Genomic DNA, 25,269 nt, shown 5'->3' on the forward strand with positions numbered 1-25,269 from the left:
CAACCACCTTTCTCAGTCGGTGAGTTCGCTGCCGACGACGGAGACGAAGGAGACGCATTCGCCGGGTCCGCCGCCGAGGTTGTGGGTGAGGGCGAGGGTGCGGCCCTCGGCCACGGACGCGACCGTCCTCTCGGGCGGTGCCTCGCCGCGCAGTTGGAGCCAGGCCTCGAACATCATGCGCAGCCCGGAGGCGCCGATGGGGTGGCCGAAGGCCTTCAGGCCGCCGTCCGGGTTGACCGGCAGCGAGCCGTCCAGGTCGAAGGCGCCGCTGGTGACGTCCTTCCAGGCCTGTCCGCGCGCGGAGAAGCCGAGGTCCTCCATGAGCACCAACTCCGTTGGTGTGAAGCAGTCGTGGACCTCGGCGAGCGCGAGTTCGGCGCGCGGGTCGGTGATGCCCGCCTGCCGGTAGGCCTCCTGGGCCGAGACGACGACCTCGGGGAAGGTGGTGAAGTCGTAGTCGGGGTCGAGGAGTCCGTCCGCCGGTCCCGCGACGAAGGACAGCGCCTTCACGAAGATCGGTTTGTCCGTGTACTTGTAGGCGTCCTCGGCGCGTACGACGATCGCCGCCGCCGAACCGTCGGAGACCCCGGAGCAGTCGAACACGCCGAGCATGCCCGCGATGATCGGCGCCGACCGGATGCGCTCCAGGGGCACCTCCTTGCGGAACTGGGCGCGGGGGTTGCGGGCGCCGTTGGCGTGGTTCTTCCAGGCGATACGGGTGATGACGTCCTTCAACTCCTCCTCAGCCAGGCCGTACTTGGCCGCGTAGGCGGGGGCGAGGAGGGAGAAGTTCGCCGGGGCCGTGATCTCGCCGCGGCTGTCGTCGCCCGCGCCCGGCATCGTGGTGCCCGAGAGCCCGGACATGCCGGAGTCCTTGAGCTTCTCCACGCCGACGGCCATCGCCACGTCGTAGGCGCCGGAGGCGACCGCGTAACAGGCGTTGCGCAGCGCCTCGGAGCCGGTGGCGCACATGTTCTCCAGGCGGGTGACCGGCTTGTACGGCAGGTGCAGCGGGCGGCTGAGGGTCAGTCCGGAGACTCCGGAGGCCTGGGTGCCGAGCCAGAAGGCGTCGATGTCGTCGAGGGTGATGCCGGCCGAGGTGACCGCCTCGCCGACGGCGTCGACCAGCAGGTCGTCCGCCGAGCGGGTCCAGTGTTCGCCGAAGGGCGTGCAGCCCATGCCGACGATCGCGACCCGGTCCCGGATTCCGTGCGAGCTCATGCGCCTGTCCCCTCGGTCTCGCCGGTGCGCACCGGCCGGGCCTTCCAGAAGTAGTTGTGGACTCCGGCGGCGGTGACCGTGCGCCGGAAGGTCATCTCGACCCGGGCGCCGATGACGGCGTCGGCCTCGGTGGCGTCGGTGAGCTGGCAGCGGAACCTGCCGCCGCCGTCGTAGTCGACGACCACGACGAGCATGGGCGGGCTCGGTGTGTGGGCCAGCCGGTCCACGGTGAAGGTGGCGACGGTGCCGGGCACGTGCTCCATCGGCTCGTCGGTCATGGCGTCGACGCTCCGGCAGGAGGCGCACACCCGGTCCGGCGGCAGATGCCGGGTCCCGCACTTCTCGCAACGGGAGGCGACGAAGCCGTACTTCCAGCTGTTACGGCGGTGCGCGGGCGGAGCGTAGGGCGGCTCGGGGTCCGGGCGGCGGGGCGGTTCGCGGTCGAGGAGGCCGCGCCAGGAGAGGTAGGTGGCGTACGGCATGGGGGCGCCGCCCGCGGCGATCTGCGCGGCGACCGGGCGGGCGGCGCGGTGTGCGGGGAGGGCGTCGGTGGTGCGCAGGAGCAGGACTCCGGCGCCGTCGCCGAGGACGACGAGCGCGATGATCCGGCCCGGTTCGGCCCGGTCGAGGACGTCGGCGAGGAGCAGGCCGGGCTGCGCGGTGCCGGCGTTGCCGATCTCCGTGGTGAGGTCGGCGGTCGCCGCCTCGGGACGTACGCCTGCGGTACGACGCACCGTCGCGCACGCGCGCGCGTGCAGGCCGGAGACGATGAGGTGGTCTACGGCGCCGCGGTCCAGGCCCGCCTGGTCGAGGGCGGCGGTCAACGCCTTGTCTGCGAGGGATACGTAGATCTCCTCCGCGAAGCGCTCCTCCCAGACGCGGGAGGAGGGTGCTCCGGGCAGCCGCCAGCGGTCGAGGATCTCGTCGCTGACCGTGTCGTGGGCGAGCAGCTCCGCGAGCACGGGAGCCCCGTTGCGGTGGCCGCCGAAGGCGAACGCCGCCGCGCCGCCGCCGCCCGCGCTCTCCTCCGCGCCGCCGGGCAGGCCGGTGCGCAGGTCGGACAGGACCGCGAGGGTCGGCACCGGGGAGCGGGCCGCGGTGACCAGCGCGCCGAGGCCGGAGCGGACGGAGCCCGCCATGTCGACGGCGAGGACGTGCGGGTCGAGGCCGAGCGCGGCGTGGACGGCGGTCGCGTTCGTCTTGTCGAGGTAGGCGGGCGCTGCGGTGGCGAGGAAGAGCTGGCCGACGCGGGTCCGCAGCCCGTCCCTGGCCAGCGCACCCCGGGCCGCCTCGACGGCCATCGAGGTGGTGTCCTCGTCGTAGCCCGCGACCGCGCGCGTGCCCCGGGACGCGGCCGTCCCGAGCGTGGCGGCGATGTCGGCGCGGGCGAGGCGGTGGTACGGCACGTAGGCGCCGTATGCGATCAGTCCGGGCATCAGCGGCCTCCCTTGGCGTCGGTGGTGTGCGTGGGCCGTTCGAAGACGGCGGCCAGGCCCTGGCCGCCGCCGAGGCACATGGTCTCCAGGCCGAACCGGGCCTGGCGGCGGTCGAGTTCGCGCAGCAGGGTGGCGAGGATGCGTCCGCCGGTGGCGCCGACGGGGTGGCCCAGGGAGATCCCGGAGCCGTTGACGTTGAACCGCTCGAAGTCGGCCTCGGTCAGGGCCCATTCGCGGGTGCAGGCGAGCACCTGGGCGGCGAAGGCCTCGTTGAGTTCGATGAGGTCGATGTCGGCGAGTTTCAGTCCGGCGCGTTCAAGTGCCTTGGCCGTGGCGGGTACCGGGCCGATGCCCATCGTCTCCGGGGGCACGCCCACGACGGCCCAGGAGACCAGGCGGGCCAGGGGGCGCAGGCCGAGTTCGGCGGCGCGCTCGGGGTGGGTGACGACGCAGAGGGCGGCGCCGTCGTTCCGTCCGCTGGCGTTGCCCGCGGTGACGGTCGCGTCGGGGTCCTGCCGTCCGAGTACGGGGCGCAGGCTCGCGAGTTTCGCCAACGTCGAGTCGGGGCGCGGGTGTTCGTCGGTGGCGACGACCGTCTCGCCCTTCCTCGTCCGTACGGTGACCGGCACGATCTCGTCGGTGAAGCGGCCCTCGCGCTGGGCGGCGAGCGCCTTCTCGTGGGAGCGCAGGGCGAGTTGGTCCTGCTCCTCGCGGGGGATGCCGTATACGCGCCGCAGGTTCTCGGCGGTCTCCAACATGCCGCCCGGAACAGGGTGGTTGACGCCCCCGGAGGTGACCCGGCCGCGGGCCAGCCGGTCGTGCAGGGTCGTGCCCGCGCCGCGCACGCCGAAGCGGACGCCGGTGGTGTAGAACTCGGCCTGGCTCATGGACTCGACACCGCCCGCGAGCACGAGGTCGCTCGCGCCGGTCTGCACCTGCATCGCCGCCGTGATGACCGCCTGGAGTCCGGAGCCGCAGCGGCGGTCGATCTGGAGTCCCGGCACCTCCACCGGCAGACCGGCGTCGAGGGCGGCCACGCGGCCGATGGCCGGGGCCTCGCCGTTGGGGTAGCACTGGCCGAGCAGCACGTCGTCGACGGCGGCGGGCGGGATTCCGGTGCGGTCCAGTACGGCGCGTACGACGGCGGCGGCCAGCTCGGTCGCCGGTACGTCGCGGAAGACGCCTCCGTAGCCACCGACGGGGGTACGCACGGGTTCGCAGATCACCGCGTCACGCAGGAGGGCGGGCATCGGCCAGGCCTTTCATGAGGGGTCACATGTACCGGCCGCCGGTCACCTCGACCACGGCTCCGGTGACGTAGCTCGCCATGTCGGAGGCGAGGAAGAGGACGACCTGGGCGACCTCGGCGGGTTCGCCCGCGCGGCCCAGGGGGATCTCGGCGAGCTTCGCGTCCCACGCGGCCGGCGGCATCGCCTCGGTCATCGCGGTGCGGATCAGGCCGGGCTGTACGGCGTTGACGCGGATGCCCGCCTTGGCGAGTTCCTTGGCGGATGCCTTGGTGAGGCCGACGAGTCCGGCCTTGGCGGCGCTGTAGTTCGTCTGCCCGAAGTTGCCGACCTTGCCGGCGATCGACGAGATGTTGACGATGCTGCCGCCGTGTCCGTGCGCGCGCATCGCCTCGGCGGCGTACCGGGTGCCGTTCCAGGCGCCGGTCAGATGGACGTCGACGACCGCGCGGAAGTCGGACAGGGCCATCTTGCGCAGGGTCGCGTCGCGGGTGATCCCGGCGTTGTTGACCATGACGCCCACGGGACCGAAGGTGTCGGCGCAGTGGGCGACCAGGGCGGCGACCTCGTCCTCGTCGGTGACGTCGCAGCGCAGCGAAGTGGCGGCGACGCCGTTCTTGGCGAGGCGTTCGGCGGCTTCCGCCGCGGCGTCCGCGTTGATGTCGCCGAGGACGACGGACGCGCCCGCGGCACCGAGCACTCCGGCGATCTCGAAGCCGATGCCCTGTGCGCCGCCGGTGATCACCGCGTTGCGGCCGTCCAGCAGTCCCATGTCAGCCCGCCCTTGGCTCGACGCCGTCCCCGCTATTTCTTCTAAATAGATAACCTATTATGCTGAAACAATCAATACAGCGATCGGCTGGGTGACCGTGCCGGGCGAGGAGAGCAGACGGGTGGACATCAGCTATCCCGCGGAGACCGAGACGTTCCGCACCGAGGTCAAGGGGTTCCTCGCCGAGACACTGCCTGCGGACTGGCCGGGCATCGGCGCCCTCGACGAGGAGGCTGCCTGGTCCTTCGCCCGGGACTGGCGGCGCCGGCTCGCCGAGCACCGCTACCTCTCCCTCACCTGGCCCGAGCGGTACGGCGGGCGTGGCCTGTCCAAGCTGCACCAGGTGGTCCTGATGGAGGAACTGGCCCTGGCCGGTGTGCCGTTCGGGCTGCCGCAGGACACCTTCGGCGTGAAGATGCTGGCGAACACGCTGTTGCGCTGGGGGACAGACGAGCAGCGGAGCCGGTTCCTGCCGCGCATCCTCAGCGGCGAGGACACCTGGTGCCAGGGCTACTCGGAGCCCGACGCGGGTTCGGACCTGGCCTCGTTGACGACACGCGCCGTACGCGACGGGGACGAGTGGGTGATCGACGGCCAGAAGGTGTGGACGTCCGGCGCCCACCACAGCGACTGGATCTTCGTCCTGGCCCGCACGGACCGCACCGCCCCCAAGCACCGCGGCATCTCCTTCCTCCTCGTCCCGCTGGACCAACCCGGGGTCGAGGTACGGCCGTTCCGCATGATGAGCGGTCAACTCCACTTCAACGAGGTCTTCTTCAACGGCGCCCGCACCCGCGCCGACCTCGTCGTGGGCGGCGTCGACAACGGCTGGACGGTCGCCCAGAGCCTGTTGGGCGTGGAGCGCGGGGAGGAGGCGGCCACCAACCCGATCCTGTTCCGGGCCGAGGTGGAGCGCCTGGTGGATCTGGCCCGCCTGTACGGGAAGGACCAGGATCCGGTCATCAGGCAACGGATCGCCTGGTGCTGGTCCAAGGTCGAGATCATGCGCTATCTCGGCTACCGGATCCTCACCGGCTGGCTCAAGGGCGCGGAGCCGGGGCCCGAGTCGTCGATCGCCAAGCTGTACTGGAGCGAGTACCACACCAAGGTCACCGATCTGGCGATGGACATCATGGGCCTGCACGCCCAAGTGCCGGTCGGCCGCCCGCCGTTGCGCACCTACCGCACGGACGACCCCGGCGCCGCCAACTCCTCGGCTTCCTGGTCGACGACGTACCTGATCGCCCGCTCCGGGACGATCTACGCGGGCACCTCGCAGGTGCAGCGGAACATCCTCGCGGAGAAGGTGCTGGGGCTGCCTCGCGAGCCGAGGGCGACGGCTGGTTGAGGAGGGGGCGGCGGCTGGTGGAGGCCGGTTCAGCGACTGCTGGTTGCGACAGGTTCGGCGGCGACCGATCCAAGGCTGGTTCAGCGACGGCTAGTTACGGCAAGTTCGGCGGCGGCCGACTAAAGCCGGTTCCAGGACGGCTCATTGCGGCAGGCTCAGCGGCAGCCAGTCAAGGGCGGTTCAGCGAGGGCTGATTGCAACAGGTTCGGCGGCAGCCGGCCGAGGCCGATTCAGCGACGACTCATTGCGGCAGGCTCAGCGGCAGCCAGTCAAGGCCGGTTCAGCGACGGCCGGTTACGACAAGCTCGGTGGCAGCCGGCCGAGGCCGATTCGCCGAGGCCGATTCAGGGAGGGCTGGTATCGACAAGTCCGGCGGCGTCTCAGGTCGCGGTCGGTCAGCGGCTGCCGACGCGCCGGTCGGGTCCAAGTAGGCCCGCCCGGGGCCGATTCCGCGTCCGCGCGGTCGGCCTCGACCACCCGCGCCCCGACCACCCCGGCCGCGCCTTCGCGCAGCCGCCCCTCAGCCCCCGGGACTCACTCGCGCGTCTCGAACGTCCCGAGTCCGGGAACCGGGCGCGGGCCCGTCCCCGGGCGCCAGCCCGCGTCGAGTTTGCGCAGGCCTACGCCGTCCGGTGCCCAGATGTGGCAGCTGTTCAGGACCCCGGCCGTGGCGCGCGGGCCGTTGGCGGGCTCGCCCGCGTCGCGGCGGCGCGCGTTGGCCGACATGGCCGCCTGCACCACGGCGGGACCGAGCACCCGGGCCAGTTCGTAGAGGTGGGAGCAGCCCAGGACACCGCGGAACCGCTCCTGGATCGCCCGGTTGTACCCGGCGGTGACGCCGAGGCCGATCAGGCCCTCGAAGACCGGGGTGATGAGCGGGCACTCGGCGTGCGGAAACGTCCGCATGTCCGCGTCGGCGGCCACGACGGTCATGTCCGCGAGGCGGACCCGCACCGTCAGCACCATCCGATGGATATCGGCGACCGCAGGGTCGGCCCACGGCCGCTCGTCCCGCAGCTCCGCCTCGACCGAGATCTCCTCGCCGCCGGGCTCCTGGTGGGCGGTGACGGTGATGGTGCGGCGGTGCAGCGGGAGTTCGACACGGCTCACGACGAGGCCTCCGCCGGCTCCGGGGCGTTCTCGCCCAGCCCTGCGAACTCCGGTTGTCGGCGTTCGATGAAACTGCGCACGCCCTCGCGGTAGTCCGGGGCGCGCTTCGCCGTGGCCAGCAGCGCGGCGGCGGTGTCACGGCTCTCGGTGAAGCTTCTCGCCTGGTCGTCGGCGAGTTGCCGCTTGATGAGGGACATCGCGTACGGGCTTGCCGAGCGGGCGAGTTCCGTGGCGTAGGCGAGGGCCGCCGGGAGCAGTTCCGCCGGCTCGACGAGACGGTTGACCAGGCCCATCTCCCGCGCCTCCGTTCCGGTGATCCGGCGCGAGGACAGCAGCAGGTCGCTCGCGTTGCCGTAGCCGACGAGCCGGGGCAGGATCCAGGAGACGCCGTCCTCGGCCACCAGGCCGCGCGCGCTGAACGCGGCGGCGAACTTGGCGCCCGGCACGGCGAACCGCACATCGCACATGAGCGCCTGGTTGAAGCCGATGCCGGCGCAGGCGCCGTTGACGGCGGCCACCAGGGGCTTGGGGAACGACATGGGCCGGGTGCGCGGCGGCAGCCGGTCGGTCGGCCACGGGCGCGCGCCGGAGGACGCGCCGTCCAGCACGCTCATGTCCATGCCCGGGCAGAAGCTGTGTCCCGCGCCGGTGAGGACGACGGCCCGGACCGCCGGGTCCGCCTCGGCGCGGTCGAACAGCTCGTTGTAGAGCAGCTCCATCTCCAGCGTCCAGGCGTTGTGCCGCTCGGGTCGGTTCAGGGTGAGCAGCATGATTCCGTCGCCGGTCAGCTCGCTGAGGATCACCGGGGCCGCATGCTCGTTCATCGAGGTCACTCCCAGAGCCCGTTCGGCTTTATAGATAGATGAATCATCTATATACCCAAGCATGGCCCGGACGCCAGATCGGGTCCCGCCGAGGAAAGATCATCCAGACCTTGACCTGGTACCCTCGATGCACTAAGACGATTCATTTTGCTATATGACGGAGGAGCCCGCCGTGGCCGAGGCAGCCCGCGCAGAAACGCCCACCGTGCCCATCCCCGCGCGTGGCCGCGTCGGACGGCAGGTGCGCGTCCCGAAGACCGCCGAACTGGTCGCCGCGGAGCTGCGCCGCCAGATCGTACGGGGCGAGCTGAAGCCCGGTGACGCCCTGCCGCCGGAGTCGGGCCTGATGGAGCAGTTCGGCATCTCGCGGCCGACCCTGCGCGAGGCGTTCCGTGTCCTGGAGTCGGAGTCGCTGATCACGGTGCGGCGCGGTGCGCACGGCGGCGCCCGGGTGAGTGCGCCGGACTCCGATGTCGCGGCCCGCTTCGCCGGCCTGATCCTCGAATACCGAGGCGCCACCCTGGGCGACGTCTACCGCGCCGCGGCCGTCATCGAGCCGCCGTGCGTGCGCCAACTGGCCGCCAAGCACACGGCGGACGACATCAAGCGCCTGCGCGACGCGGTGGCGACCGAGAAGACCGTCCTGGACGACCCGCTGGGCCTGGTCGAGGCCCAGGACACCTTCCACGCCCTGCTGATCGAACTGACCGGCAACCAGACGCTGATCCTCCTGTGCGGCATGCTGCGCAACATCATCGACCGGGCCAACGCCTCGTACACCGCGGCGGCCACCGACGCCGCGACCCAGAAGGCGCAGGCCCTGAAGGGGCACCGGGCCCATGTGCGGCTGGTCGGCCTGATCGAGTCCGGCAAGGCGGACGAGGCCGAGAAGCTGTGGCAGCGCCACATCAGCGGCGCCGACGACGTGGTGAACGGGGCCGGCCCCAAGACGGTGCTCGAACTCATCGACTGATCCTCCCGACCGAGGATCACCGAGCCGTTCCCACCCCCACCCCTTGCGCCTCCGAAACAGTTAGATAATTATAGGAGGCGTACTGAATAGATCTGGGGTCCGGAGGCGACGGCCATGGCCGAACAGCGCAAGCGAATCTTCGACTGCGACCAGCACATGTACGAGGAACGGGACTCCTTCACCCGCTACCTCCCGAAGGAGTTCCTCGGCCAGGCGGTGGCCCCGGTGACGCTCCCGGACGGCCGCGAGGTCATCCTCGCCGGGGACCGGATCGTGGTCTGTCTGGAGCCGGAGTTCGGGCAGGTCTACCGGCCCGGCTCACTCAAGGAGATGCTCAAGGCGATGGCCTCGGGCAACCCCGACGAGACGTACCAGTTCGAGCCGATGCACGAGTCGTACCAGAACCGCGAGGCCCGGCTGCGCGTCATGGACGAGCAGGGCCTGGACCAGACGATCGTCTACCCGGGCGGCTGGGCTCTGGTCGCCGAGGAGTACGTGCAGGGCGTCGAGCCGCTCTACGCCAACTACCACTCGTTCAACCGCTATATGAACGAGGTGTGGGGCTTCAACCACCAGGACCGCATCTACTCCCCCGCGCTGCTGTCCCTGCGCGACCTCGACCACGCGGTCAAGGAGTTGGAGTACGTCCTGGAGCAGGGCGCCCGGTTCATCATGCTGCCGACCGGCCCGCAGTACGGCCGCTCGCCGGGCGACCCGCACTTCGACCCGTTCTGGAAACTGGTCAACGAGGCCAAGGCCAGCGTCTGTTACCACATCAGCGAGTTCTACTACAACTCGCATGTCGCCCCCGCCTGGGGCCATGACGCGAGCCCGATCCACTTCCGGATGTCGGCCTGGCAGTGGATGAACACCTACGGCCAGCGCCCCATCGAGGAGACGCTGTCCGCGCTCATCTTCGACAACCTCTTCGGGCGCTTCCCCGACATCAACGTCCTGGTCTCCGAGTTCGGCGCCGAGTGGGTGCCCCACTTCGTCCGGCACATGGACAAGAGCCGCGGCATGGGCCGCAACGGCCCCTGGATCGGCGGCCAGTTGACGGAGCGGCCCAGTCAGGTGTTCCGCAAGCACATCCGGGTCGTGCCCTACCCGGAGGACGACATCCCGAGCCTGGTCAAGCGGCTCGGCTACCACGAGTCGATCGTGATGGGCTCGGACTTCCCGCACGCGGAGGGCATCGCCAACCCGGCCGACTACCGCAAACTCCTCGCGGAGCTGGACGAGTCGGTCCAGGACGACATCATGTACAACAACGCCCAGCAGCTGATCAGCCGCTGAGCCCCGTACGCCCCCGCCTGGCGGCGGACCAGGTCAGAAGACCAGGTCCGCCGCCAGGTTCGCGATGTTGGTGAGCAGCGCCCTGCCGCGCCGGGAGTGGTCGTAGCCGGCGAGCGGGTAGCCGTTGCTCAGGCAGGCGAAGGACAGGCCGGACTCCGGGTCCATGAAGCCGAGTTGGTAGGCGGCGCCCGCACTGCCGAAGAGCGACGGCGAGCCGGTGGACGGGAGTTGGCTGCCGGCGTCCGGACCGGCCACCGTCACGAACAGGCCCATGCTGGTCCGCCGGGTGCCGCCGCCCCCGTAGAGCTGCTCCCCGTACGGGAGTTGGGTCAGCCGGATCCGGGTGCCCTCCGCGACCGCCTCGGGCTTCCACAGGCCCGAGTGCTCCAGTGCCTGGAAGTACAGGGCGACGTCGGCGGCGGTGGCGACCAGGGCGTGGCTGGGTTCGCCGGCCGCGAGGACGCGGGGGTCGGCGAGGTACCAGGGTCCCCAGGGGTCGGGTTCCTGGGTGTCGTCGGTGCGGTCGGTGGCGGTCATCGGGGCGACGGTGCCGGGCTGTCGGTCGACCGGGACGCCGAGTTCGACCGAGGCGAGGCCCAGCGGCCGGGCGATCCGCTCGTGGAGGTAGTCGGCGAAGGGCAGGCCGGTGCGCCGCTCCACGATCTCGGCGATCAGCCAGGCGGCGGCAGTGAGATGGAACTGGAAGCGGGTGCCCGGCGGGGTGTCGAGCCGCCAGCGCCCGAAGGCGGCGAGCCGTTGCTCGCGGTCCAGCATCTTCGGGTGGCCGAGGGGGGCGAAGGGGAAGCCGGCAGTGTGCGTGAGCACCTGCTCGACGGTCACCGTCTCCTTCCCGTTCGGCGCGAACTCCGGGATGATCGCGGCGACTTGCTCGTCCAGACGCAGGAGTCCCTCGCCGAGCAGCTTCCACACGACACCGGCGACGATCGACCGCCCGACGGACTGCAGGACGTACCGGGTGTCCGGGCCGGCGTCCCCCCAGGTCTCGAACGCCACCAGGCGACCGCCCCGGGCGACGGCGACCTGCGCGGACGGCAGCGGCCCGTGCTCGACCTCCAGCCGGATCCGGCGCAGCAGGACGTCCAGCCGGTGCGGGTCCACCCCCACGCTCTCCGGGGCGACGACGGAGTGATCAGTCATCTTCTGCTTCTCCTTGGCCGGGCTCGCGCAACCGCCGCCGTACGACCTTGCCGTTGGCGTTGCGCGGCAGGTGGTCCACGAACCACCAGCGGACGGGGACCTTGAAACCGGACAGCCGGGTGCGGGCGTGCGTCCTGAGCGAGGCGGGTTCGGGCGGGGCGTCGGGGTTGGCCGGCACGACGAAGGCGACGACGGTCTGGCCGAGCCGTTCGTCGGGGGCGCCCGTGACGGCCACGTCCGCGACGCCGGGGTGCGCGGCCAGGACGGTCTCGACCTCCAGCGGGTGGACGTTCTCACCACCCCGGATGATCATGTCGGTGCCGCGGCCGTACAGGTAGAGGTAACCGTCCTCGGCCACGCGGCCCAAGTCGCCGCTGTGCAGCCAGCCTTCGGCGTCGATCCGGAAGAAGTGGTCGGCGCGGGCGTGGATCTCGCCGACGCCGTCCGGTCCGGTGTCCCGCACCCGCAGCTCGACGCCGGGGGCGGGCCGTCCCACGGACCGCAGCAGTTCGGTGCGTCCGGCGACCGCCTCCCGGTGGTCCTCGGGGGTGAGCACGCTGATGGGTGAACCCTCGGTCTGCCCGAACATGTTGAGCATGCGGACGCCGGGCATCGCCTCGTACGTCCGGCGCAGGGTGCCGGGGCGTACGGGTGCGCCGCCGTACTGGAGGACCCGGAGCGACTCGTGGTGTGCCTGGCCCGCCGCCAGCAGGGTCTCCAGCATCGCCGGGACCATGCTGGTGTGGGTGACGCCGAGTTCGCGCAGCAGGGCCCAGCCCTCGACGGTGAAGCGGGGCAGGCCGGTGATCAGCGCGCCCGCGGCCAGGGCGACGGCGATGTTGCCGAGGCCGGCGATGTGGTGGAAGGGGGCGCTGCCCCCGTAGAAACTGTCCGGATCGAGCGCGCAGAGGCGGCCGTTGACGCGGGCGCGGGCGGCCAGGCGGCGTTGGGTCATGCGGACGGGTTGGGGGAGGCCTGTCGTGCCGGAGGTGTGCAGGACGACGGCGAGGTCGTCCGGGTCGGCGGTCAACGGTCTTGTGCTCGGGCGGAGTTCGGGGACGACGACGGCGCGGCGGCCGGACAGCCGGGCGACCTGTTCGCCGAGTTCGGCGAACTCGGGCTGTGCGAGGAGGAGTTGGGCTCCGGATGCCTCGACCACGGCCGCGATCTCGTACGGGGTCATGCGGACGCCGAGCGGGGCGAGCGGGTGGGCGGACCCGGCGCCGCCGATGACCAGCGCGAGGGCGTCGGCGGAGGTGGTGGCGAGGGCGGGTACGGGCGCGCCGGGGGCGAGGCCGAGGGTGTCCAGCCAGTCGGCGGCGCCGGCCGCCCGGTCGAGGAGTTCGCGTCCGGTCCAGCTGAGGTCCCCGAACCGGACGGCGGGACGGGAGTGGTCGTAGGCGGCGAGCACGGTCGCCGTCCAGGTGAACTCCTGCTCGCCGCCCACCTGTTCAGGGCTCCAGCAGTGCCGAAGCGGTGCCGGTGACCACCTCGGCGCCGTCCTGGGTGACGGTTCGGAGCGAGAAGTGGGCGACCGGGCCGTCCGGCGTATCCTGGACCGACTCGACGGTCGCCGTGGCGGTCAGGGTGTCGCCGGGCCACACCTGGGCCTTGAAGCGCACCCCGAAGGTCAGCAGCGACTCGACGCCGACCCAGTCGGTCAGGACCCGTCCCGTCATGCCCATCGTGAGCATCCCGTGGGCGAAGACCCCGGGGTAGCCCGCGGCCTCGGTGGCGAACTTCTCGTCGGTGTGCAGCGGGTTGAAGTCGCCGGACGCGCCCGCGTATTGGACGATCCGGGTGCGTTTCAGGTCGTCGACCAGCACGCTCTCGCGCGTCTCACCGACCTTGACGTCGTCGACGCTCGGGCTCATCGGACGTCCTTCCGGGTGGCGGGGCCCTCGGGCACGACGGCCACGGTGCGGGCGCTGACGACCGGTTCGCCGTCGGCGTCCCGGTACTGGGTGACGCGCTCGCTGAACAGCAGCCGGCCGGTACGGCCCTGCTTCTCCCAGCTGCGTCCGGTGACGGTGGTGGCGTACAGGGTCTCCCCCGCGCGCACCGGCCGGTGGTACGTGAAGTGCTGCTCGGCGTGCAGCCCGCCACCGCCCTCGGGCAGCACGCCCGGCCCGGCGCCGGACCCGAACCACTCCTCGCCCGCCTTGGGCCGCAGCCGGTAGTCGGGGTCGTGGTGGGCGCTCGCCATGGCGAAGGTGGGCGGTGCGAGCGCGCCCTCGCCGTCATACGCCGGGTTCTCGTCGCCGATGGCCCGGGCGAACATCAGGATGTGCCCGGCCTCGACGGGGAACGGCTGCCCTGTCGTCATCTCGTTGCTCCTCGGTCAGTACGGCAGGAACGCGTCGCGGGTGGCCTCGTCCGGGTCGAAGTCCGGGGGCAGCCCCTCGAACTTGGGCTCCCGTTTCTCCACGAAACTGGCCACCCCTTCGCGGAAGTCCGGGGAGCCCGCGAAGAACTCCATGGCGGAGTAGGAGCGGGCGAGCGCCTCGGTGAAGGGCCGGTCGAGATCGCCGTAGACCTGATGTCGTACGACGGCCATGGCGCGCGGTGAGCAGTTGCGGGCGATGTCGCGGGCGTAGGCGCGGGCCGCGTCGAGCAGGTCCGCCGGCTCCACGACCTTGCTGACGAGGCCGAGTCGCTTCGCCTCGTCGGCGTCGAAGACGCGGCCGGACAGGAGGAGGTCGAGGGCGTTCTCCAGGCCGACGACGCGGGGCAGCACGTAGGGGAGGTTGTACTCGCCGGCGAGGCCGCGGCGGGTGAAGGCGGTGGTGAAGCGCGCCCCGCGGGCGGCGAAGCGGACGTCGCAGATCAGGGCCTGGACCAGGCCGATGCCCGCGCAGGCGCCGTTGACGGCGGCGATGAGCGGCTTGGGCATGGTCCGCCTGCTGTACATGGGCACGCGGGCCTGGAGGTTGAGGGACTGGCCCGGCCGCGCGTTCTGTTCCAGCCGTTGGACGTCCATGCCGGGGCAGAACGCCCGGCCGGCGCCGGTGACGATCACGACGCGGACGGCGGGGTCGGCGGCGGCCTCGTCGAGGAGGGCGAAGAAGCGGTTCTCCATGGGGAGGCTCCACGCGTTCTTGCGCTCGGGGCGGTTGAGGGTGACGGTGGCGACACCGTCCTCGTCGACCTCGTACAGCACCAGGTCCCGGTCGGGTCCGTCGGGCATCGCGTCACTCCTCGGTCAGCGGTTCGATGGCGTCGATGGGGTGGATGGGGTCGATGGATTCTCCGACGCCCGGCCGCTCGCCGGAGATCGTCACCACCACCTGCCCCCGGGCGCAGACGATCCCGTCGGTCATCACGTCGACGTCGGCGAAGTGCAGCCTGCGGCCCCGGCGGACGCAGCGCGCGTAGGCGACGGCCTCCGGGCCCCGGGCGGGCGCGAGGTACTGCACCGACATCGAGACGGTGCTGAGCAGACTCCCCTTCTGGAAGTCGTGTCCGGCGATCACGGCTCCCGCGCCCGCGGTGTCGATGAGCGCGGAGATCACTCCGCCGTGGAAGACGCCTTCGTGGGCGGTGAGTTGCTCGGCGTAGGGAAGGACGACCTCGACGCCGTCGGGGTCCCAGCGGGCCATGCGCAGACGACAGAGGCGGTTGAACGCGACACCGCGCTCCCAGCGGGCCCGGAACCACTCGCGGCGTTCGCGCTGTTCCTGGGCGGTGAGGGTCCTCGCCGCGACGGTCATCCGCACGCCCTCCGGTCTCGGCCGGTCAGCCGATCCATATAGTTACATGAATTGGATAGTTGAAGCAATCATCCGAGACGCAGCCGGGGCGCCAGATGTATTATTTATATAACTCATTCGATGCCTGTGAACAGAGGGAGACCTCGATGCCGTCGACCGCCCTGGCCGGGATCCGCGTCCTCGACCTGTCCCGCGTCCTGGCCGCACCGCTGGCCACCCAGATGCTGGCCGACCTCGGCGCGGAGGTCATCAAGGTCGAGCGGCCCGGCACCGGCGACGACTCACGGACGTACGGTCCGCCGTTCGCCCCCGGGACGGACACCGCGGCCTTCTACCTCTCCTGCAACCGCAACAAGCGTTCCGTGACGGTCAATCACGCGACCGTGGAGGGGCAGGAGTTGATCCGCGCGCTCGCCGCCCGCTCGGACGTACTGGTGGAGAACTTCCGCGCGGGGACGCTCGCGAAGTACGGCCTCGACCACGAGAGCCTGCTGGCGCTCAATCCGCGACTGGTCTATCTGTCGGTCACCGGCTTCGGCCAGACCGGGCCGTACGCCGGGCGCCCCGGCTACGACGGCATCTTCCAGGCCATGTCCGGGATGATGAGCGTCTCCGGGCACCCCGACGAGCCGATGAAGGTCGGCGTCAGCATGGTCGACATCCTCACCGGCCTGTACGCCTCGACGGCCGTCCTGGCCGCGCTGCGGCACCGGGACGCCACCGGCGAGGGCCAGTTCGTCGACCTCTCGCTGCTGGACTGCGGACTGGCCTCCCTGTCCCATTTCGCGATGAACTACCTGGTGTCCGGGGAGGTTCCGCGCCGGCGCGGCAACGGGGGCTACGGCGGAATCCCCTCCCATGCCTTCCACTGCGCGGACAAGCCGCTCTTCCTCGTCGCGGGCAACGACAAGCAGTTCGCCGCGTTCTGCGCGGCGGCCGACCGCACCGACCTGCTCCAGGACCCCCGGTTCGCCACCACCTCCGCCCGGATCACGCACCGGGAGGAGATCCTGCCGGCCCTCGAAGCCATCATGCGGACCCGGACCCGGGACGAGTGGCTGGCCCTCCTGGACGAACACGACGTGCCGGCGGGCCCGTTCAACGAGATGCCCGAGGTCTTCGCCGACCCCCAGATCCGGCACCGGGGGATGCTGGTCGAGGTCGACGATCCGGTCTCGGGCCCACTGCCCCTGCTCGCCAATCCGATACGGCTCACGGCGACCCCGGTCGAGAACTACACCCCGCCGCCCGCGCTGGGCGAGCACACCGCCGAAGTCCTGTGCAGACTCGCAGGATTGACGGAGGATCAGCTCGCGGGGCTGCGCGCGCGAGGTGTCGTCTGACAACGGTCACCCGATGAGGGTCCGGCCGCCCTCCAACATCAGCGTCGCACCGGTCAGATACGCCATGTCGTCGCTCACCAGCGCGGCCACCGCCCGGCCGATGTCCGCCTCCGGGGCGCCGAGCCGCCCCAGCGGGATCTCCCTGGCCAGTTCCTCCGCCTTGCGTGGATGCGCGGCCAGATAGTCCTCCGCCGCCGGGCTGAGCGCGGCCGGACAGACGACGTTCACCCGGATCCCGTACGGCCCCCACTCCCGCGCGGCGACCCGGCTCAGGCCGCGGATCGCCTCCTTGGCCATGGCGTACGCCGCGAAGGTCGCCTCACCCTGCACCGCCGCCGAGGAACCGAGGTTGACGACACTGCCCCGGCTCTCCCTCAGGTGGGGCAGGGCCGCCTGCATCGCATGGAAGACGGCCAACGGCCCGCTGCGGTAGGTGAGTTCGACATCGTCGTACGACGTCGTCTCCAGCCGTCGCTGCACCGAGGACTGGGCGTTGTTGACGAGCACGTCGAGGCCGCCGAACTCCCGTACCGTCTCGGCCACCATCCGGTCGACGTCCTCCCGCTCCCCCACGTCCCCGACCACGGTGTACGCCCGCCCGCCGCGCTCGGCGATCTCCCCGGCGGTGTCCTTCAGCTTGCTCTCGGTGCGGCCGGTGATGACCACGGCCGCGCCCTCGGCCGCGAGCGCCAGGGCGATGCCCCGGCCCACGCCCTGACCTCCGCCGGTGACCAGCGCCGTCCTGCCTGCCAACCGTGGCATCACGTCTCCTTCCAGAAGGCCGTCCATGAGGGGAAGGCATCGGGCAGTGCCGGTTCTCCCGCGCCCTCCCAGCCGTTGAATCCGACCGCCTGGGGGCGGTCGGTCACGTCGGCCGCGTACCAGTGCTGTTCGCGGCGCCGGGAGAAGTACCAGTCGCCGTCCACGCGCGTGTAGTCGTCGAAGTAGCAGATCGCCATCACGATCCACCGGTCCCCGACCTCGTGCTCGGCGCGGCAGTAGACCGCGCCGGCCGCGGTGTCGCGGCCGGTGAACTCGACGCGGTGGCCGCAGATTTGATGCACCGACCGGTGGAAACCACGTACGAGGGGCTCGATATGTCGCCGCAGGACCTGTCGTCCCCGGCCGTGGCGCCCCATGTCGACGTCGGGGCGGAAGCAGCCGACCCAGGCGTCGAGGTCGCGGGCGTCGACGGCCAGGGCGTAGCGGACGGGCAGTTGCTGGATGGCCAACTGGGACTCGATGCGGTCGAGGCGGTCCTCGATCGGGGTCATGGCCGCGGCTCCTTCGGCAGACCGAGGACCTGCTCCCCGATGATGTTGCGCTGGATCTCGCTGGAACCGCCGTAGATCGTCTCCGCGAGGGAGAGCAGGAACGAGCGCTGCCGGGTGTCGAGTTCGTAGTCCTCGCCGACGATCTGTCCTGCGGGTCCGGCCAACTCCATGGCCAGGTGGCCGAGTTGCTGGTGGCGGGTCGAGGCGTAGAGCTTCGCCGTGGTGGCCTGGGCGCCCGGTGTGCGGCCTGCGGTGAGTTCGGCGAGGGTCCGGAGGTTGGTGGTGCGCATGATCCGTACGGAGATCCAGGCGTCCAGGATCCGGCGGCGCAGCATGGGGTCGTCCAACGCGCCCCGGGCACGGGCCAGTTCGATCAGTGCCTCGGCCTCTCTCTCGAAGCCGAGTTGCTGGGGCAGCAGGGTGGTGCCGCGTTCGATGCCGAGGGTGGCCATCGCGGTGCGCCAGCCCTGACCGACCTCGCCGACGGCCATGTCGGCGCCGGTGCGCGCGTCGGAGAGGAAGACCTCGGCGAACTCGTCCTGGCCGGCGAGGTTGCGGATGGGGCGGATCTCCACGCCGGGCTGGTCGGTGGGGAGGAGCAGCAGGGTCAGGCCTTTGTGGCGCCGGGAGTCGGGGTCGGTGCGGGTGAGGACGTAGAGCCAGTCGGCGTGGATGCCGAACGAGGTCCACACCTTCTGGCCGTTGACCACCCACTGGTCGCCGTCGCGTTCGGCGCGGGTGCGGACGGAGGCCAGGTCGGAGCCCGCGCCGGGTTCGCTGAAGCCCTGTCCCCAGAGTTCCTCGACGGCCAGGATCGGGGGCAGGAAGCGTTTCTTCTGGACCTCGTCGCCCATCGCGAGGAGCATCGGGCCGAGCAGGTCGAGGGCGTTGACGGTGGCGCGGTAGGGGGCGTCGACACGGGCGTACTCGTACTCGAAGACGATCTCCTCCAGGAGTCCGAGCCCGCGTCCGCCGTACTCCTTCGGCCAGCCCACGCCCAGCCAGTTCCCGGCCGACAGCTCGCGGTCCCAGGCCAGGCGTACGTCCCAGGCCGCGCCGTCGGTGGGGCCGCCGACGCCCCGGTGCGCGGCGAACTCCCCGACGAGGTGGTCCGCGAACCAGTCCCGCAGTTCGTCGCGGAAGTCGCGTACGGCGGGCCCGAAGTCCACTTCCATGTCTGTTTCTCCTGGGTGTCAGATGCCGAGCCGGGCGGCGAGCAGTTCCCGGTGGTACGCGGGGGTGCCGAGCAGCACTTCGGAGCTCTTGGCCCGCTTCAGGTAGAGGTGCGCGGGGTGCTCCCAGGTGAAGCCGATGCCGCCGTGGACCTGGATGCTGTCGCCGGCGACCTTGGTGAAGGCCTCCGAGCAGAAGGCCTGGGCGAGGGCCGCCGCGACGGCGATCTCCGTCTCGTCGCCGGCGTCCAGGGCCCACAGTCCGGCGTACGCGGCCGAGCGGGCGGACTCGATCTCGACGAGCATGTCGGCGCACTTGTGCTTGATGCCCTGGAACGAGCCGATGGGGCGGCCGTACTGCTCGCGGATCCTGGCGTAGCCCACCGCCGCGTCCAGGGCCGCGGCGGCTCCCCCGACCTGTTCGGCGGCCAGGAGGACGGCGGCCGTGGCGAGGGTGCGTTCCAGCGCGGGCCAGGCCGTGCCGTCGGCGCCCAGCAGGCGGGCGGGGGTGTCCGTGAAGGTGACGCGGGCCTGTTTGCGGGTCTGGTCGAGGGTGGGGAGGGGGGTGCGGGTGAGGCCCGGGGCGTCGGCCGTCGTGACCGCGAAGAGGCTGACGCCGGCGGGGGTGCGGGCGGCGACCAGGAGCAGGTCGGCGAGGTGTCCGTCGGGCACGTAGGTCTTCGTGCCCGTGAGCCGCCAACCGCTCGCTCCCGCACGGGCGTTGAGGTGGATGCCCGGCTCGTCCCAGCGTCCGTCGTCCTCGGTGAGGGCGAGCGTGGCGACCGTCTCGCCGGAGGCGATGCCCGGGAGGAGTTCGGCGCGGGCGGCCTCGTCGTCGCAGCGCAGCAGCGCCTCGGCGGCCAGGGCGACGGTGGCGAAGTACGGGGCGCACAGCAGGGCGCGGCCCGTCTCCTCGAAGACGACGCCGAGGTCGACGTAGCCGAATCCGGAGCCGCCGTACTCCTCCGGTACGGCGAGGCCCTGGAGTCCGATCTCCGCGGCCATCCGCCGCCAGATCCACGGGTCGTGTCCGTGCGGGTCGCCGGCCAGGCGGCGCACGTCGGCCTCGGTGGCGTGCCGGGTGAGGAACGACCGTACGACCGTGCGCAGTTCGTCCTGTTCCTCGCTGAAGGTGAGATCCATGCCGAGCTTCCCGTCCTCGGTGCGGCCGGGTACCGGCCGCTTGCCGCCCGCCTCTCGATACAGTTAGATAATTATAGTATCCGCACCGATTGCACCAGGAGCGCGACGTGACCGATCCCTACGCCCCGTTCACGAGCCTGACCTTCGAGCGGCCCGCGCCCGGTGTGCTGCGCATCGTGCTCGACGCGCCGAACCTCAACGCCGTGGACCCGCGCATGCACGGTGAGCTGGCCGACGTCTGGCCGGTCGTCGACCGGGACGAGAAGACCCGCGCGGTGCTGGTCCAGGGGGCCGGCAAGGCCTTCTCGGCCGGCGGGACCTTCGACTCCATCGAGGCCATGACCGAGGACTACGCCGTGCGCGCCCGGGTGATGCGGGAGGCGCGGGACATGGTCTACGGGGTGATCAACTGCTCGAAGCCGGTGGTCTCCGCGATCCATGGCCCCGCCGTGGGTGCGGGGCTGGTCATCGGCATGCTGGCGGACATCTCCATCGCCGGACGCCGGGCGAAGATCGTCGACGGGCACACCCGGCTCGGGGTGGCGGCCGGCGACCACGCGGCGATCTGCTGGCCGCTGCTGTGCGGGATGGCCAAGGCCAAGTACTACCTGCTCACCTGCGAGGTGCTGACCGGCGAGGAGGCCGAGCGGATCGGCCTGGTGTCGAAGTGTGTGGACGACGAGGACGTGCACGCCGAGGGGCTGCGGGTGGCGACCCTGCTGGCCGCCGGACCCGCCAGCGCGCTGAGCTGGACCAAGCGGTCCCTCAACCACTGGTACCGCACGGCCCAGCCGCTCTTCGAGGCCTCGCTGGGGCTGGAGTTCTTCGGGTTCGGCGGCCACGAGGTCGTCGAGGGACTCGCCGCCCACCGCGAGAAGCGTGCCCCGGACTTCGAGGGCGTGGGCGGCAAGCACCCGATCGACCTGTGACCCACGGACACACGAGGCACGAGGAGCGCGCGATGACTGCACAGCACACCCGCACCGAAATCCCCCCGCTGGTAAAGGGGTTGACCTTCGAGGAGATGCCGGTCGGGCAGGTCTTCCGTACCGCCCGCCGCACGGTCACCGAGACCGACCTCGTCAACTTCGTCACCTGGGGCGGCTTCAACGAGCCGCTCTTCTGGGACGCCTCGCACGCGGCCGACGGCGGCTACACCGGGCGGCTGGTCCCGGGCGCGCTGACGTACTGCATCGCCGAGGGACTGGTGCTGCAGACGAACGTGCTGCACGGCACGGGCCTGGCCTTCCTGCACATGGAACTGACCGTGCGGGGACCGGTCTACGTCGGCGACACCCTGTACGCCGTCGTCGAGACCACGGCCTCCCGGCCGTCGGGCAAACCCGGCCGGGGTGTGGTGACCAGCCGGATCACCGTACGCAACCAGCGGGACGAGGACGTGCTCGTCTACACGCCGGTGCGGCTGATCCGGGGCCGGGACTACGAGGCGCCGACGCGCTGATCCCGGGGGCCGGGCGGGACCAGGGCCAGCCCGGCCGCCCGGTCCGGTGCCTCGGGTCCGGCGAAGGCTCCGGCCCGCAGCCAGTCCGAGGGCATCGGCGGGCGGGGCGGGGGCTCGTGGTCGGGGACGGCCATCGCGTAGAGGCGGGTGTAGCGGAACTTCGCCTCCAGGTTGTCGAGCACCGACCAGTACTCGTAGCCGCAGACGTCCACACCGCGCTCGATGACCCGGCCCAGCCAGGACAGCCGGGCGCGCAGCAGGGACCGGCGGCGGGCGTCGTCGCTGTGGCCGGTCCCGTCGACGAGGTCCAGGTCGCCCATGCCGTTGTCGACGACGGACAGCGGCGGCAGCAGCTCACCGTAGAGGTCGTGCAGGTCCGCGACGGCGTCGGCCAGACCCTCGGGGAGGATGGGCCAGCCGTACGCCGTCGTCTCCACGTCGTCGAAGGGGACGATCGCGAAGCCCAGGCCCACCAGGAGCCGGTTGACCTCGTTGAGCCTGCTCTGGCACTTGTCGGCCGGCAGGGCGCGGGCGAGGTTCTCCGGTGCGGTGACGCGGAACGGGGTGTGCCAGGACAGGCCGAGGAGGTCCTGCGGGGTGGCGATGACGTCCAGGTCGCCGGGGCGCACACACCCGGTGTCCTCGATCGGTACGACGTCGTCCTCGGTCACCATGTGCTCGCCGAGCAGCAGGGGGTCGAGGAAGAGGCGGTTGGTCCAGCTCAGCAGGCGGTCCAGGGCGAGCCGGTCGAAGGGGTCCTCGGTGGCCGCGTAGCCGCCGACGAGGGTGACCGTAGTACCGATCCGGCCGCTCACGCCGGCCTCGCGGAGAGCGCGGGTGGCGAGTCCGTTGGCGAGCAGGATGTGGTGGACCGCGGGCAGGCCCGCGCGGCCGATGCCCCGGCCCGGGGTGTACATCCCGGCCACGTGGTCGGCGAGGGTGGGTCCGGCAAGGTCGGTGGAGGTGATCCAGCGGGTGACGCGGTCGCCGTAGCGGCGGCCCAACTCGGCGGCGTAGACGGCGAAGTGCTCGGCCGTGCCGCGGTCGAGCCAGCCCCCGGAGTCCTCCAGCCAGGGCGGCAGCGACCGGTCGAACAGGGTGAGGCAGGGGCGCAGGCCGAGGGCGAGCAGGGAGTCGAGTTCGCGGTCGCAGCGGTCCAGCGCCGCGCGGTCCCAGCTGCCGGGGCCGTCGGGCTGGAGCAGCGGCCACCCGGCGACCATCCGGTGCGTGTCGGGCGTGACGCCGACCAGCTGCCGGATGTCGTCGGTCCACTGCCGGAAGTGCCCCGCGCGTTCCGGCGGGGGCGGCGGTGGGGCCGCGATGGCGTCCGCGGTGGCGACTCCCCAGTCGACACCGTGGAAAGACTCGTACAGGAAACCATCGCTCATGGTCACCGTCCCGGGCGGAATAGCTAACGCATTCAACTGAATGCCCGCCGTCCGGACGCTAACACTTCGGGGATACGACGACAATGTTTCGGACAGATCTCATCGGTCCGGCAGAGTGTCGGGGCGGGGTCGGCCCGTGTCCGGGGTGAGGTCGGCGGGCCGCCGGGCCGTGGCCGTGATCGTCGCGTCGGGGTCGCGGGAAAGCAGAGCCCGGCCGTCGACGATCCGCAGGCCGGCGATGCCGCGCGGGCGCGGACGGGCGTCCCCGAGATCGTGCACGGCCGGGCGCGCCGGGCGGGTGCCGACCGCGTGGTGATCGCGGCGGCCCTGGTGGAGGGCCGCGTCGATGATCTCCCAGTCGTCGCGGGCGGTGGGATCGGGGAGTGTTTCGGCCATGATCGGAGCGGTCCCGAAGAGGTGAGGCATACGGCGGAAGAGAGCGCCCCCGACGCGGCGGACCTGCTCGGAACAGTGGTGGTTCGGCGTGGCCGTGAGGGGTGTCCCAGAGGCGGCGCGGAGGCCGCCCTCAACCGTGGGCGCAGGACATGACCGGGCCCCTGCCGAGATGCCCAACGGCCTTTCCACGCACCGGAGTCCGCAAGCGAGCGCGCTATCCCCTGCCCCGGTGCCGCCTACTCCCCGAAGGGCCGGAACTCCTCGTCCCGCCACCAGGGATAGACATCCGGCATGTCCTTGCTGACCCGGCCCGGGAACTCGGGGGGCCGTTTGGCGAGGAAGGACTCGACGCCCTCCACGGGGTCCGGGCCGCCGCCGATCCGGCTCATGATGCGCGAGTCGAGCCGGTGGGCGGCCATCGGGTGGGGTTCGCCGAGCATCCGCCACATCATCTGGCGGGAGAGGGCGACCGAGATCGCCGAGGTGTTCTCGGCGATCTCGCGGGCGAGTTCGTATGCCGCCGGCAGCAGTTCCTCCGGCGGGTGGACGGAGCGGACCAGCCCGGCCGACAGGGCCTCGTCGGGGCCGAAGACGCGGCCGGTGGCCACCCATTCCATCGCCCGTTGCATCCCCACGGCCCGCGGCAGGAACCAGCTCGCCGCGGACTCCGGCACGATGCCGCGCCGCGCGAACACGAACCCGAACTTCGCCGAGGTCGAGGCCAGCCGGATGTCCATGGGCAGGGTCATGCTGGCGCCGACGCCGGCCGCCGGGCCGTTGACCGCCGCGATGACCGGCTTGGTGCTGGAGAAGATCCGCAGCGCGACCCGGCCACCGGTGTCCCGGTGCCAGTCCCCCGCCCGGCGATGGTCGAAGGACGACCCGCCGGAGCTGACGTCGGCCCCCGCGCAGAATCCGCGCCCTGCTCCCGTCACCACGATCACCCGTACGTCGTCGTCGGCGTCGGCCACGTCGAGGACGTCGAGGAGGTCGCTCATCATCTGGGGGTTGAAGGCGTTCAGCTTCTCCGGCCGGTCGAGCGTGACGGTGAGGATCCGGTCCGCCACCTCGGTCCGCACGGTTTCGTACTCCTGCTCCGGCATGCGTGTCCTCCGTCGGGCTCGGCACTCCGCGACCTGGTTCTCATAAAGCTCAATTAGTTATAGCATTCAACTCTACTGAACTGTTCCTGGATGGTGGCGGTGGAGATGACGGATCTGGTGGTGACGGCACTCGGGCCGGTCCGGCTGATCGAGCTGAACCGGCCCGACCAGCTCAACGCGATGAGCGAGGAGCTGCACTCCGGCCTCGCGTCGGTCTGGGACACGGTCGCCGACGACCCGGAGGCGCGGGTGGTCGTACTCACCGGCCGGGGAAGGGCGTTCAGCGCGGGCGGCAACTTCGACATCATGACCCGGGTCCAGCGCGACCCCGCCTTCCGGCAGCGGAACGTCGACGAGGCCCGGCGGATCATCACCGGCCTGGTCCGCTGCCCGTTGCCGGTGATCGCGGCGGTCAACGGGCCCGCCGTGGGGCTCGGTTGCAGCCTGGCCCTGCTGAGCGACCTGGTGCTGATCGCGGACGACGCCTATGTGGCCGACCCGCACGTCCAGGTCGGTCTCGTCGCGGGTGACGGCGGCGCGCTCGTGCTGCCGCTGCTCGTCGGGCTGACCCGGGCGAAGGAACTCCTGTTCCTGGGCGAGCGGGTGAGCGCCGAGGAGGCGGTCCGGCTCGGCGTTGCCAACCGTGTCGTACCGAAGGACAAGCTCCTGGACGAGGCCATGGAGTTGGCCGGCCGGCTGGCCGCCCTGCCCGCGCAGGCGTTGCGCGGCACCAAGCGGGCGGTGAACCTGCATCTGGAGCAGGCCATGGCCGCCGTGCTGGAGCCGGCGCTGCTCGCCGAGCGGGACAGCATGCACGACCCGGACCACATCGCCGCGGTGGAGCAGATCATCGCCTCGCGCGGTCGTCGCCGCGCCGGTGCGGAGGGCTGAGC

26 protein-coding genes are annotated in these 25,269 nt (G+C 71.5%); 7 read left to right on the forward strand and 19 right to left on the reverse strand.

Annotation, left to right across the window (positions count from 1 at the left end):
* Positions 1 to 12: 12 nt before the first annotated feature.
* From ACIQBL_RS18955 to fabG, 4 genes are read right to left on the reverse strand one after another with little or no spacing between them, the layout of a single operon-like run.
* Positions 13 to 1,221 (reverse strand): acetyl-CoA acetyltransferase, encoded by a 1,209-nt coding sequence (locus ACIQBL_RS18955; RefSeq protein ID WP_401943045.1) that lies wholly within the window; start codon positions 1,219 to 1,221, stop codon positions 13 to 15.
* Complete coding sequence (locus ACIQBL_RS18960; RefSeq protein ID WP_401943048.1) at positions 1,218 to 2,657, reverse strand: OB-fold domain-containing protein; 1,440 nt, start codon at positions 2,655 to 2,657, stop codon at positions 1,218 to 1,220. Before ACIQBL_RS18960 ends, ACIQBL_RS18955 begins: the two co-directional genes overlap by 4 nt.
* A complete protein-coding gene (locus ACIQBL_RS18965) occupies positions 2,657 to 3,907 on the reverse strand; it encodes an acetyl-CoA C-acetyltransferase (RefSeq protein WP_401943050.1) in 1,251 nt (416 codons plus the stop codon). The genes ACIQBL_RS18960 and ACIQBL_RS18965 overlap by 1 nt, the downstream gene beginning before the upstream one ends.
* Before the next feature lie 22 nt (positions 3,908 to 3,929).
* Complete coding sequence (fabG, locus tag ACIQBL_RS18970; RefSeq protein WP_401943053.1) at positions 3,930 to 4,676, reverse strand: 3-oxoacyl-ACP reductase FabG; 747 nt, start codon at positions 4,674 to 4,676, stop codon at positions 3,930 to 3,932.
* A gap of 121 nt (positions 4,677 to 4,797) precedes the next feature.
* Here fabG and ACIQBL_RS18975 point away from each other — a divergent pair, with 121 nt between their 5' ends.
* The gene (locus tag ACIQBL_RS18975) at positions 4,798 to 6,024 is read left to right on the forward strand and encodes an acyl-CoA dehydrogenase family protein (RefSeq protein ID WP_401943056.1); all 1,227 of its coding nucleotides are present in this window, start codon (positions 4,798 to 4,800) and stop codon (positions 6,022 to 6,024) included.
* 534 nt (positions 6,025 to 6,558) lie between these two features.
* Here the strand turns inward: ACIQBL_RS18975 and ACIQBL_RS18980 are convergent.
* Positions 6,559 to 7,134, reverse strand: a complete 576-nt coding sequence (locus ACIQBL_RS18980; RefSeq protein WP_401943059.1) for a DUF2889 domain-containing protein — start codon at positions 7,132 to 7,134, stop codon at positions 6,559 to 6,561.
* On the reverse strand, positions 7,131 to 7,958 hold the full coding sequence (locus tag ACIQBL_RS18985; RefSeq protein WP_401943061.1) for an enoyl-CoA hydratase-related protein: 828 nt from the start codon (positions 7,956 to 7,958) through the stop codon (positions 7,131 to 7,133). The genes ACIQBL_RS18980 and ACIQBL_RS18985 overlap by 4 nt, the downstream gene beginning before the upstream one ends.
* A gap of 154 nt (positions 7,959 to 8,112) precedes the next feature.
* Between ACIQBL_RS18985 and ACIQBL_RS18990 the strand changes: the two genes are divergently transcribed.
* Positions 8,113 to 8,931: a FadR/GntR family transcriptional regulator gene (locus tag ACIQBL_RS18990; protein WP_401943063.1), complete on the forward strand. Its 819-nt coding sequence runs from the start codon at positions 8,113 to 8,115 to the stop codon at positions 8,929 to 8,931.
* Between the two features lie 114 nt (positions 8,932 to 9,045).
* Positions 9,046 to 10,227: an amidohydrolase family protein gene (locus ACIQBL_RS18995; RefSeq protein ID WP_401943065.1), complete on the forward strand. Its 1,182-nt coding sequence runs from the start codon at positions 9,046 to 9,048 to the stop codon at positions 10,225 to 10,227.
* A gap of 33 nt (positions 10,228 to 10,260) precedes the next feature.
* Here the strand turns inward: ACIQBL_RS18995 and ACIQBL_RS19000 are convergent, their stop codons facing one another.
* Genes ACIQBL_RS19000 through ACIQBL_RS19025 form a run of 6 tightly spaced genes read right to left on the reverse strand, consistent with a single transcriptional unit; the run spans position 10,261 to position 15,095 of the window.
* Positions 10,261 to 11,385, reverse strand: coding sequence for a serine hydrolase domain-containing protein (locus ACIQBL_RS19000; RefSeq protein WP_401943067.1), 1,125 nt, complete (start codon positions 11,383 to 11,385; stop codon positions 10,261 to 10,263).
* Positions 11,378 to 12,832: a class I adenylate-forming enzyme family protein gene (locus ACIQBL_RS19005; protein WP_401943069.1), complete on the reverse strand. Its 1,455-nt coding sequence runs from the start codon at positions 12,830 to 12,832 to the stop codon at positions 11,378 to 11,380. Before ACIQBL_RS19005 ends, ACIQBL_RS19000 begins: the two co-directional genes overlap by 8 nt.
* A 4-nt stretch (positions 12,833 to 12,836) precedes the next feature.
* On the reverse strand, positions 12,837 to 13,259 hold the full coding sequence (locus ACIQBL_RS19010) for a MaoC family dehydratase (RefSeq protein WP_401943071.1): 423 nt from the start codon (positions 13,257 to 13,259) through the stop codon (positions 12,837 to 12,839).
* The gene (locus tag ACIQBL_RS19015; protein WP_401943074.1) at positions 13,256 to 13,711 is read right to left on the reverse strand and encodes a MaoC family dehydratase N-terminal domain-containing protein; all 456 of its coding nucleotides are present in this window, start codon (positions 13,709 to 13,711) and stop codon (positions 13,256 to 13,258) included. Before ACIQBL_RS19015 ends, ACIQBL_RS19010 begins: the two co-directional genes overlap by 4 nt.
* Before the next feature lie 15 nt (positions 13,712 to 13,726).
* On the reverse strand, positions 13,727 to 14,572 hold the full coding sequence (locus ACIQBL_RS19020) for an enoyl-CoA hydratase-related protein (RefSeq protein ID WP_401943077.1): 846 nt from the start codon (positions 14,570 to 14,572) through the stop codon (positions 13,727 to 13,729).
* A 4-nt stretch (positions 14,573 to 14,576) separates the two neighbouring features.
* Positions 14,577 to 15,095, reverse strand: a complete 519-nt coding sequence (locus ACIQBL_RS19025; RefSeq protein ID WP_401943079.1) for a PaaI family thioesterase — start codon at positions 15,093 to 15,095, stop codon at positions 14,577 to 14,579.
* 146 nt (positions 15,096 to 15,241) lie between these two features.
* On the opposite strand from ACIQBL_RS19025, the gene ACIQBL_RS19030 reads away from it, so the two are divergent.
* Positions 15,242 to 16,438 (forward strand): CaiB/BaiF CoA transferase family protein, encoded by a 1,197-nt coding sequence (locus tag ACIQBL_RS19030; RefSeq protein WP_401943082.1) that lies wholly within the window; start codon positions 15,242 to 15,244, stop codon positions 16,436 to 16,438.
* Between the two features lie 6 nt (positions 16,439 to 16,444).
* Here ACIQBL_RS19030 and ACIQBL_RS19035 read toward each other — a convergent pair whose 3' ends face one another.
* Genes ACIQBL_RS19035 through ACIQBL_RS19050 form a run of 4 tightly spaced genes read right to left on the reverse strand, consistent with a single transcriptional unit; the run spans position 16,445 to position 20,027 of the window.
* A complete protein-coding gene (locus ACIQBL_RS19035) occupies positions 16,445 to 17,200 on the reverse strand; it encodes an SDR family NAD(P)-dependent oxidoreductase (RefSeq protein ID WP_401943084.1) in 756 nt (251 codons plus the stop codon).
* Positions 17,200 to 17,712 (reverse strand): nuclear transport factor 2 family protein, encoded by a 513-nt coding sequence (locus tag ACIQBL_RS19040; protein ID WP_401943086.1) that lies wholly within the window; start codon positions 17,710 to 17,712, stop codon positions 17,200 to 17,202. The genes ACIQBL_RS19035 and ACIQBL_RS19040 overlap by 1 nt, the downstream gene beginning before the upstream one ends.
* Positions 17,709 to 18,887: an acyl-CoA dehydrogenase family protein gene (locus tag ACIQBL_RS19045; protein ID WP_401943088.1), complete on the reverse strand. Its 1,179-nt coding sequence runs from the start codon at positions 18,885 to 18,887 to the stop codon at positions 17,709 to 17,711. The genes ACIQBL_RS19040 and ACIQBL_RS19045 overlap by 4 nt, the downstream gene beginning before the upstream one ends.
* Before the next feature lie 18 nt (positions 18,888 to 18,905).
* Positions 18,906 to 20,027, reverse strand: coding sequence for an acyl-CoA dehydrogenase family protein (locus ACIQBL_RS19050; RefSeq protein WP_401943091.1), 1,122 nt, complete (start codon positions 20,025 to 20,027; stop codon positions 18,906 to 18,908).
* 107 nt (positions 20,028 to 20,134) lie between these two features.
* Here ACIQBL_RS19050 and ACIQBL_RS19055 point away from each other — a divergent pair, with 107 nt between their 5' ends.
* A complete protein-coding gene (locus ACIQBL_RS19055; protein ID WP_401943094.1) occupies positions 20,135 to 20,956 on the forward strand; it encodes an enoyl-CoA hydratase/isomerase family protein in 822 nt (273 codons plus the stop codon).
* A 32-nt stretch (positions 20,957 to 20,988) separates the two neighbouring features.
* Positions 20,989 to 21,489, forward strand: a complete 501-nt coding sequence (locus ACIQBL_RS19060) for a MaoC family dehydratase N-terminal domain-containing protein (RefSeq protein ID WP_401943096.1) — start codon at positions 20,989 to 20,991, stop codon at positions 21,487 to 21,489.
* On the opposite strand, the gene ACIQBL_RS19065 is transcribed toward ACIQBL_RS19060, so the two are convergent.
* The 3 genes from ACIQBL_RS19065 to ACIQBL_RS19075 all read right to left on the reverse strand — a co-directional run bounded on the left by ACIQBL_RS19065 (position 21,468) and on the right by ACIQBL_RS19075 (position 24,376).
* Complete coding sequence (locus ACIQBL_RS19065; RefSeq protein ID WP_401943098.1) at positions 21,468 to 22,877, reverse strand: family 1 glycosylhydrolase; 1,410 nt, start codon at positions 22,875 to 22,877, stop codon at positions 21,468 to 21,470. The genes ACIQBL_RS19060 and ACIQBL_RS19065 overlap by 22 nt on opposite strands.
* 99 nt (positions 22,878 to 22,976) lie before the next feature.
* Positions 22,977 to 23,273, reverse strand: coding sequence for a hypothetical protein (locus ACIQBL_RS19070; protein ID WP_401943100.1), 297 nt, complete (start codon positions 23,271 to 23,273; stop codon positions 22,977 to 22,979).
* A gap of 236 nt (positions 23,274 to 23,509) precedes the next feature.
* A complete protein-coding gene (locus ACIQBL_RS19075) occupies positions 23,510 to 24,376 on the reverse strand; it encodes a crotonase/enoyl-CoA hydratase family protein (protein ID WP_401943102.1) in 867 nt (288 codons plus the stop codon).
* A 90-nt stretch (positions 24,377 to 24,466) separates the two neighbouring features.
* Between ACIQBL_RS19075 and ACIQBL_RS19080 the strand changes: the two genes are divergently transcribed.
* The gene (locus ACIQBL_RS19080) at positions 24,467 to 25,267 is read left to right on the forward strand and encodes an enoyl-CoA hydratase/isomerase family protein (RefSeq protein WP_401943105.1); all 801 of its coding nucleotides are present in this window, start codon (positions 24,467 to 24,469) and stop codon (positions 25,265 to 25,267) included.
* The last annotated feature ends 2 nt before the right edge of the window (positions 25,268 to 25,269 follow it).

The organism is Streptomyces sp. NPDC088350 (assembly GCF_044753545.1).
In the GTDB taxonomy this organism is placed as follows: Bacteria; Actinomycetota; Actinomycetes; order Streptomycetales; family Streptomycetaceae; genus Streptomyces.

Excerpts from the sequence above, each read along its gene's own strand:
- ACIQBL_RS19040 (WP_401943086.1), bottom strand. The coding sequence starts at position 17,712 with ATGACCCCGATCGAGGACCGCCTCGACCGCATCGAGTCCCAGTTGGCC.
- ACIQBL_RS19075 (WP_401943102.1), bottom strand. The coding sequence starts at position 24,376 with ATGCCGGAGCAGGAGTACGAAACCGTGCGGACCGAGGTGGCGGACCGG.
- ACIQBL_RS18965 (WP_401943050.1), bottom strand. The coding sequence starts at position 3,907 with ATGCCCGCCCTCCTGCGTGACGCGGTGATCTGCGAACCCGTGCGTACC.
- ACIQBL_RS19000 (WP_401943067.1), bottom strand. The coding sequence starts at position 11,385 with ATGACTGATCACTCCGTCGTCGCCCCGGAGAGCGTGGGGGTGGACCCG.
- ACIQBL_RS18955 (WP_401943045.1), bottom strand. The coding sequence starts at position 1,221 with ATGAGCTCGCACGGAATCCGGGACCGGGTCGCGATCGTCGGCATGGGC.
- ACIQBL_RS19010 (WP_401943071.1), bottom strand. The coding sequence starts at position 13,259 with ATGAGCCCGAGCGTCGACGACGTCAAGGTCGGTGAGACGCGCGAGAGC.
- ACIQBL_RS19030 (WP_401943082.1), top strand. The coding sequence starts at position 15,242 with ATGCCGTCGACCGCCCTGGCCGGGATCCGCGTCCTCGACCTGTCCCGC.
- ACIQBL_RS19020 (WP_401943077.1), bottom strand. The coding sequence starts at position 14,572 with ATGCCCGACGGACCCGACCGGGACCTGGTGCTGTACGAGGTCGACGAG.
- ACIQBL_RS18995 (WP_401943065.1), top strand. The coding sequence starts at position 9,046 with ATGGCCGAACAGCGCAAGCGAATCTTCGACTGCGACCAGCACATGTAC.
- ACIQBL_RS19045 (WP_401943088.1), bottom strand. The coding sequence starts at position 18,887 with ATGGAAGTGGACTTCGGGCCCGCCGTACGCGACTTCCGCGACGAACTG.
- ACIQBL_RS18985 (WP_401943061.1), bottom strand. The coding sequence starts at position 7,958 with ATGAACGAGCATGCGGCCCCGGTGATCCTCAGCGAGCTGACCGGCGAC.
- ACIQBL_RS19070 (WP_401943100.1), bottom strand. The coding sequence starts at position 23,273 with ATGGCCGAAACACTCCCCGATCCCACCGCCCGCGACGACTGGGAGATC.
- ACIQBL_RS19080 (WP_401943105.1), top strand. The coding sequence starts at position 24,467 with ATGGTGGCGGTGGAGATGACGGATCTGGTGGTGACGGCACTCGGGCCG.
- ACIQBL_RS19060 (WP_401943096.1), top strand. The coding sequence starts at position 20,989 with ATGACTGCACAGCACACCCGCACCGAAATCCCCCCGCTGGTAAAGGGG.
- ACIQBL_RS19015 (WP_401943074.1), bottom strand. The coding sequence starts at position 13,711 with ATGACGACAGGGCAGCCGTTCCCCGTCGAGGCCGGGCACATCCTGATG.
- ACIQBL_RS19050 (WP_401943091.1), bottom strand. The coding sequence starts at position 20,027 with ATGGATCTCACCTTCAGCGAGGAACAGGACGAACTGCGCACGGTCGTA.
- ACIQBL_RS18960 (WP_401943048.1), bottom strand. The coding sequence starts at position 2,657 with ATGCCCGGACTGATCGCATACGGCGCCTACGTGCCGTACCACCGCCTC.
- ACIQBL_RS19065 (WP_401943098.1), bottom strand. The coding sequence starts at position 22,877 with ATGAGCGATGGTTTCCTGTACGAGTCTTTCCACGGTGTCGACTGGGGA.
- ACIQBL_RS18990 (WP_401943063.1), top strand. The coding sequence starts at position 8,113 with ATGACGGAGGAGCCCGCCGTGGCCGAGGCAGCCCGCGCAGAAACGCCC.
- ACIQBL_RS19025 (WP_401943079.1), bottom strand. The coding sequence starts at position 15,095 with ATGACCGTCGCGGCGAGGACCCTCACCGCCCAGGAACAGCGCGAACGC.
- ACIQBL_RS19035 (WP_401943084.1), bottom strand. The coding sequence starts at position 17,200 with ATGCCACGGTTGGCAGGCAGGACGGCGCTGGTCACCGGCGGAGGTCAG.
- fabG (WP_401943053.1), bottom strand. The coding sequence starts at position 4,676 with ATGGGACTGCTGGACGGCCGCAACGCGGTGATCACCGGCGGCGCACAG.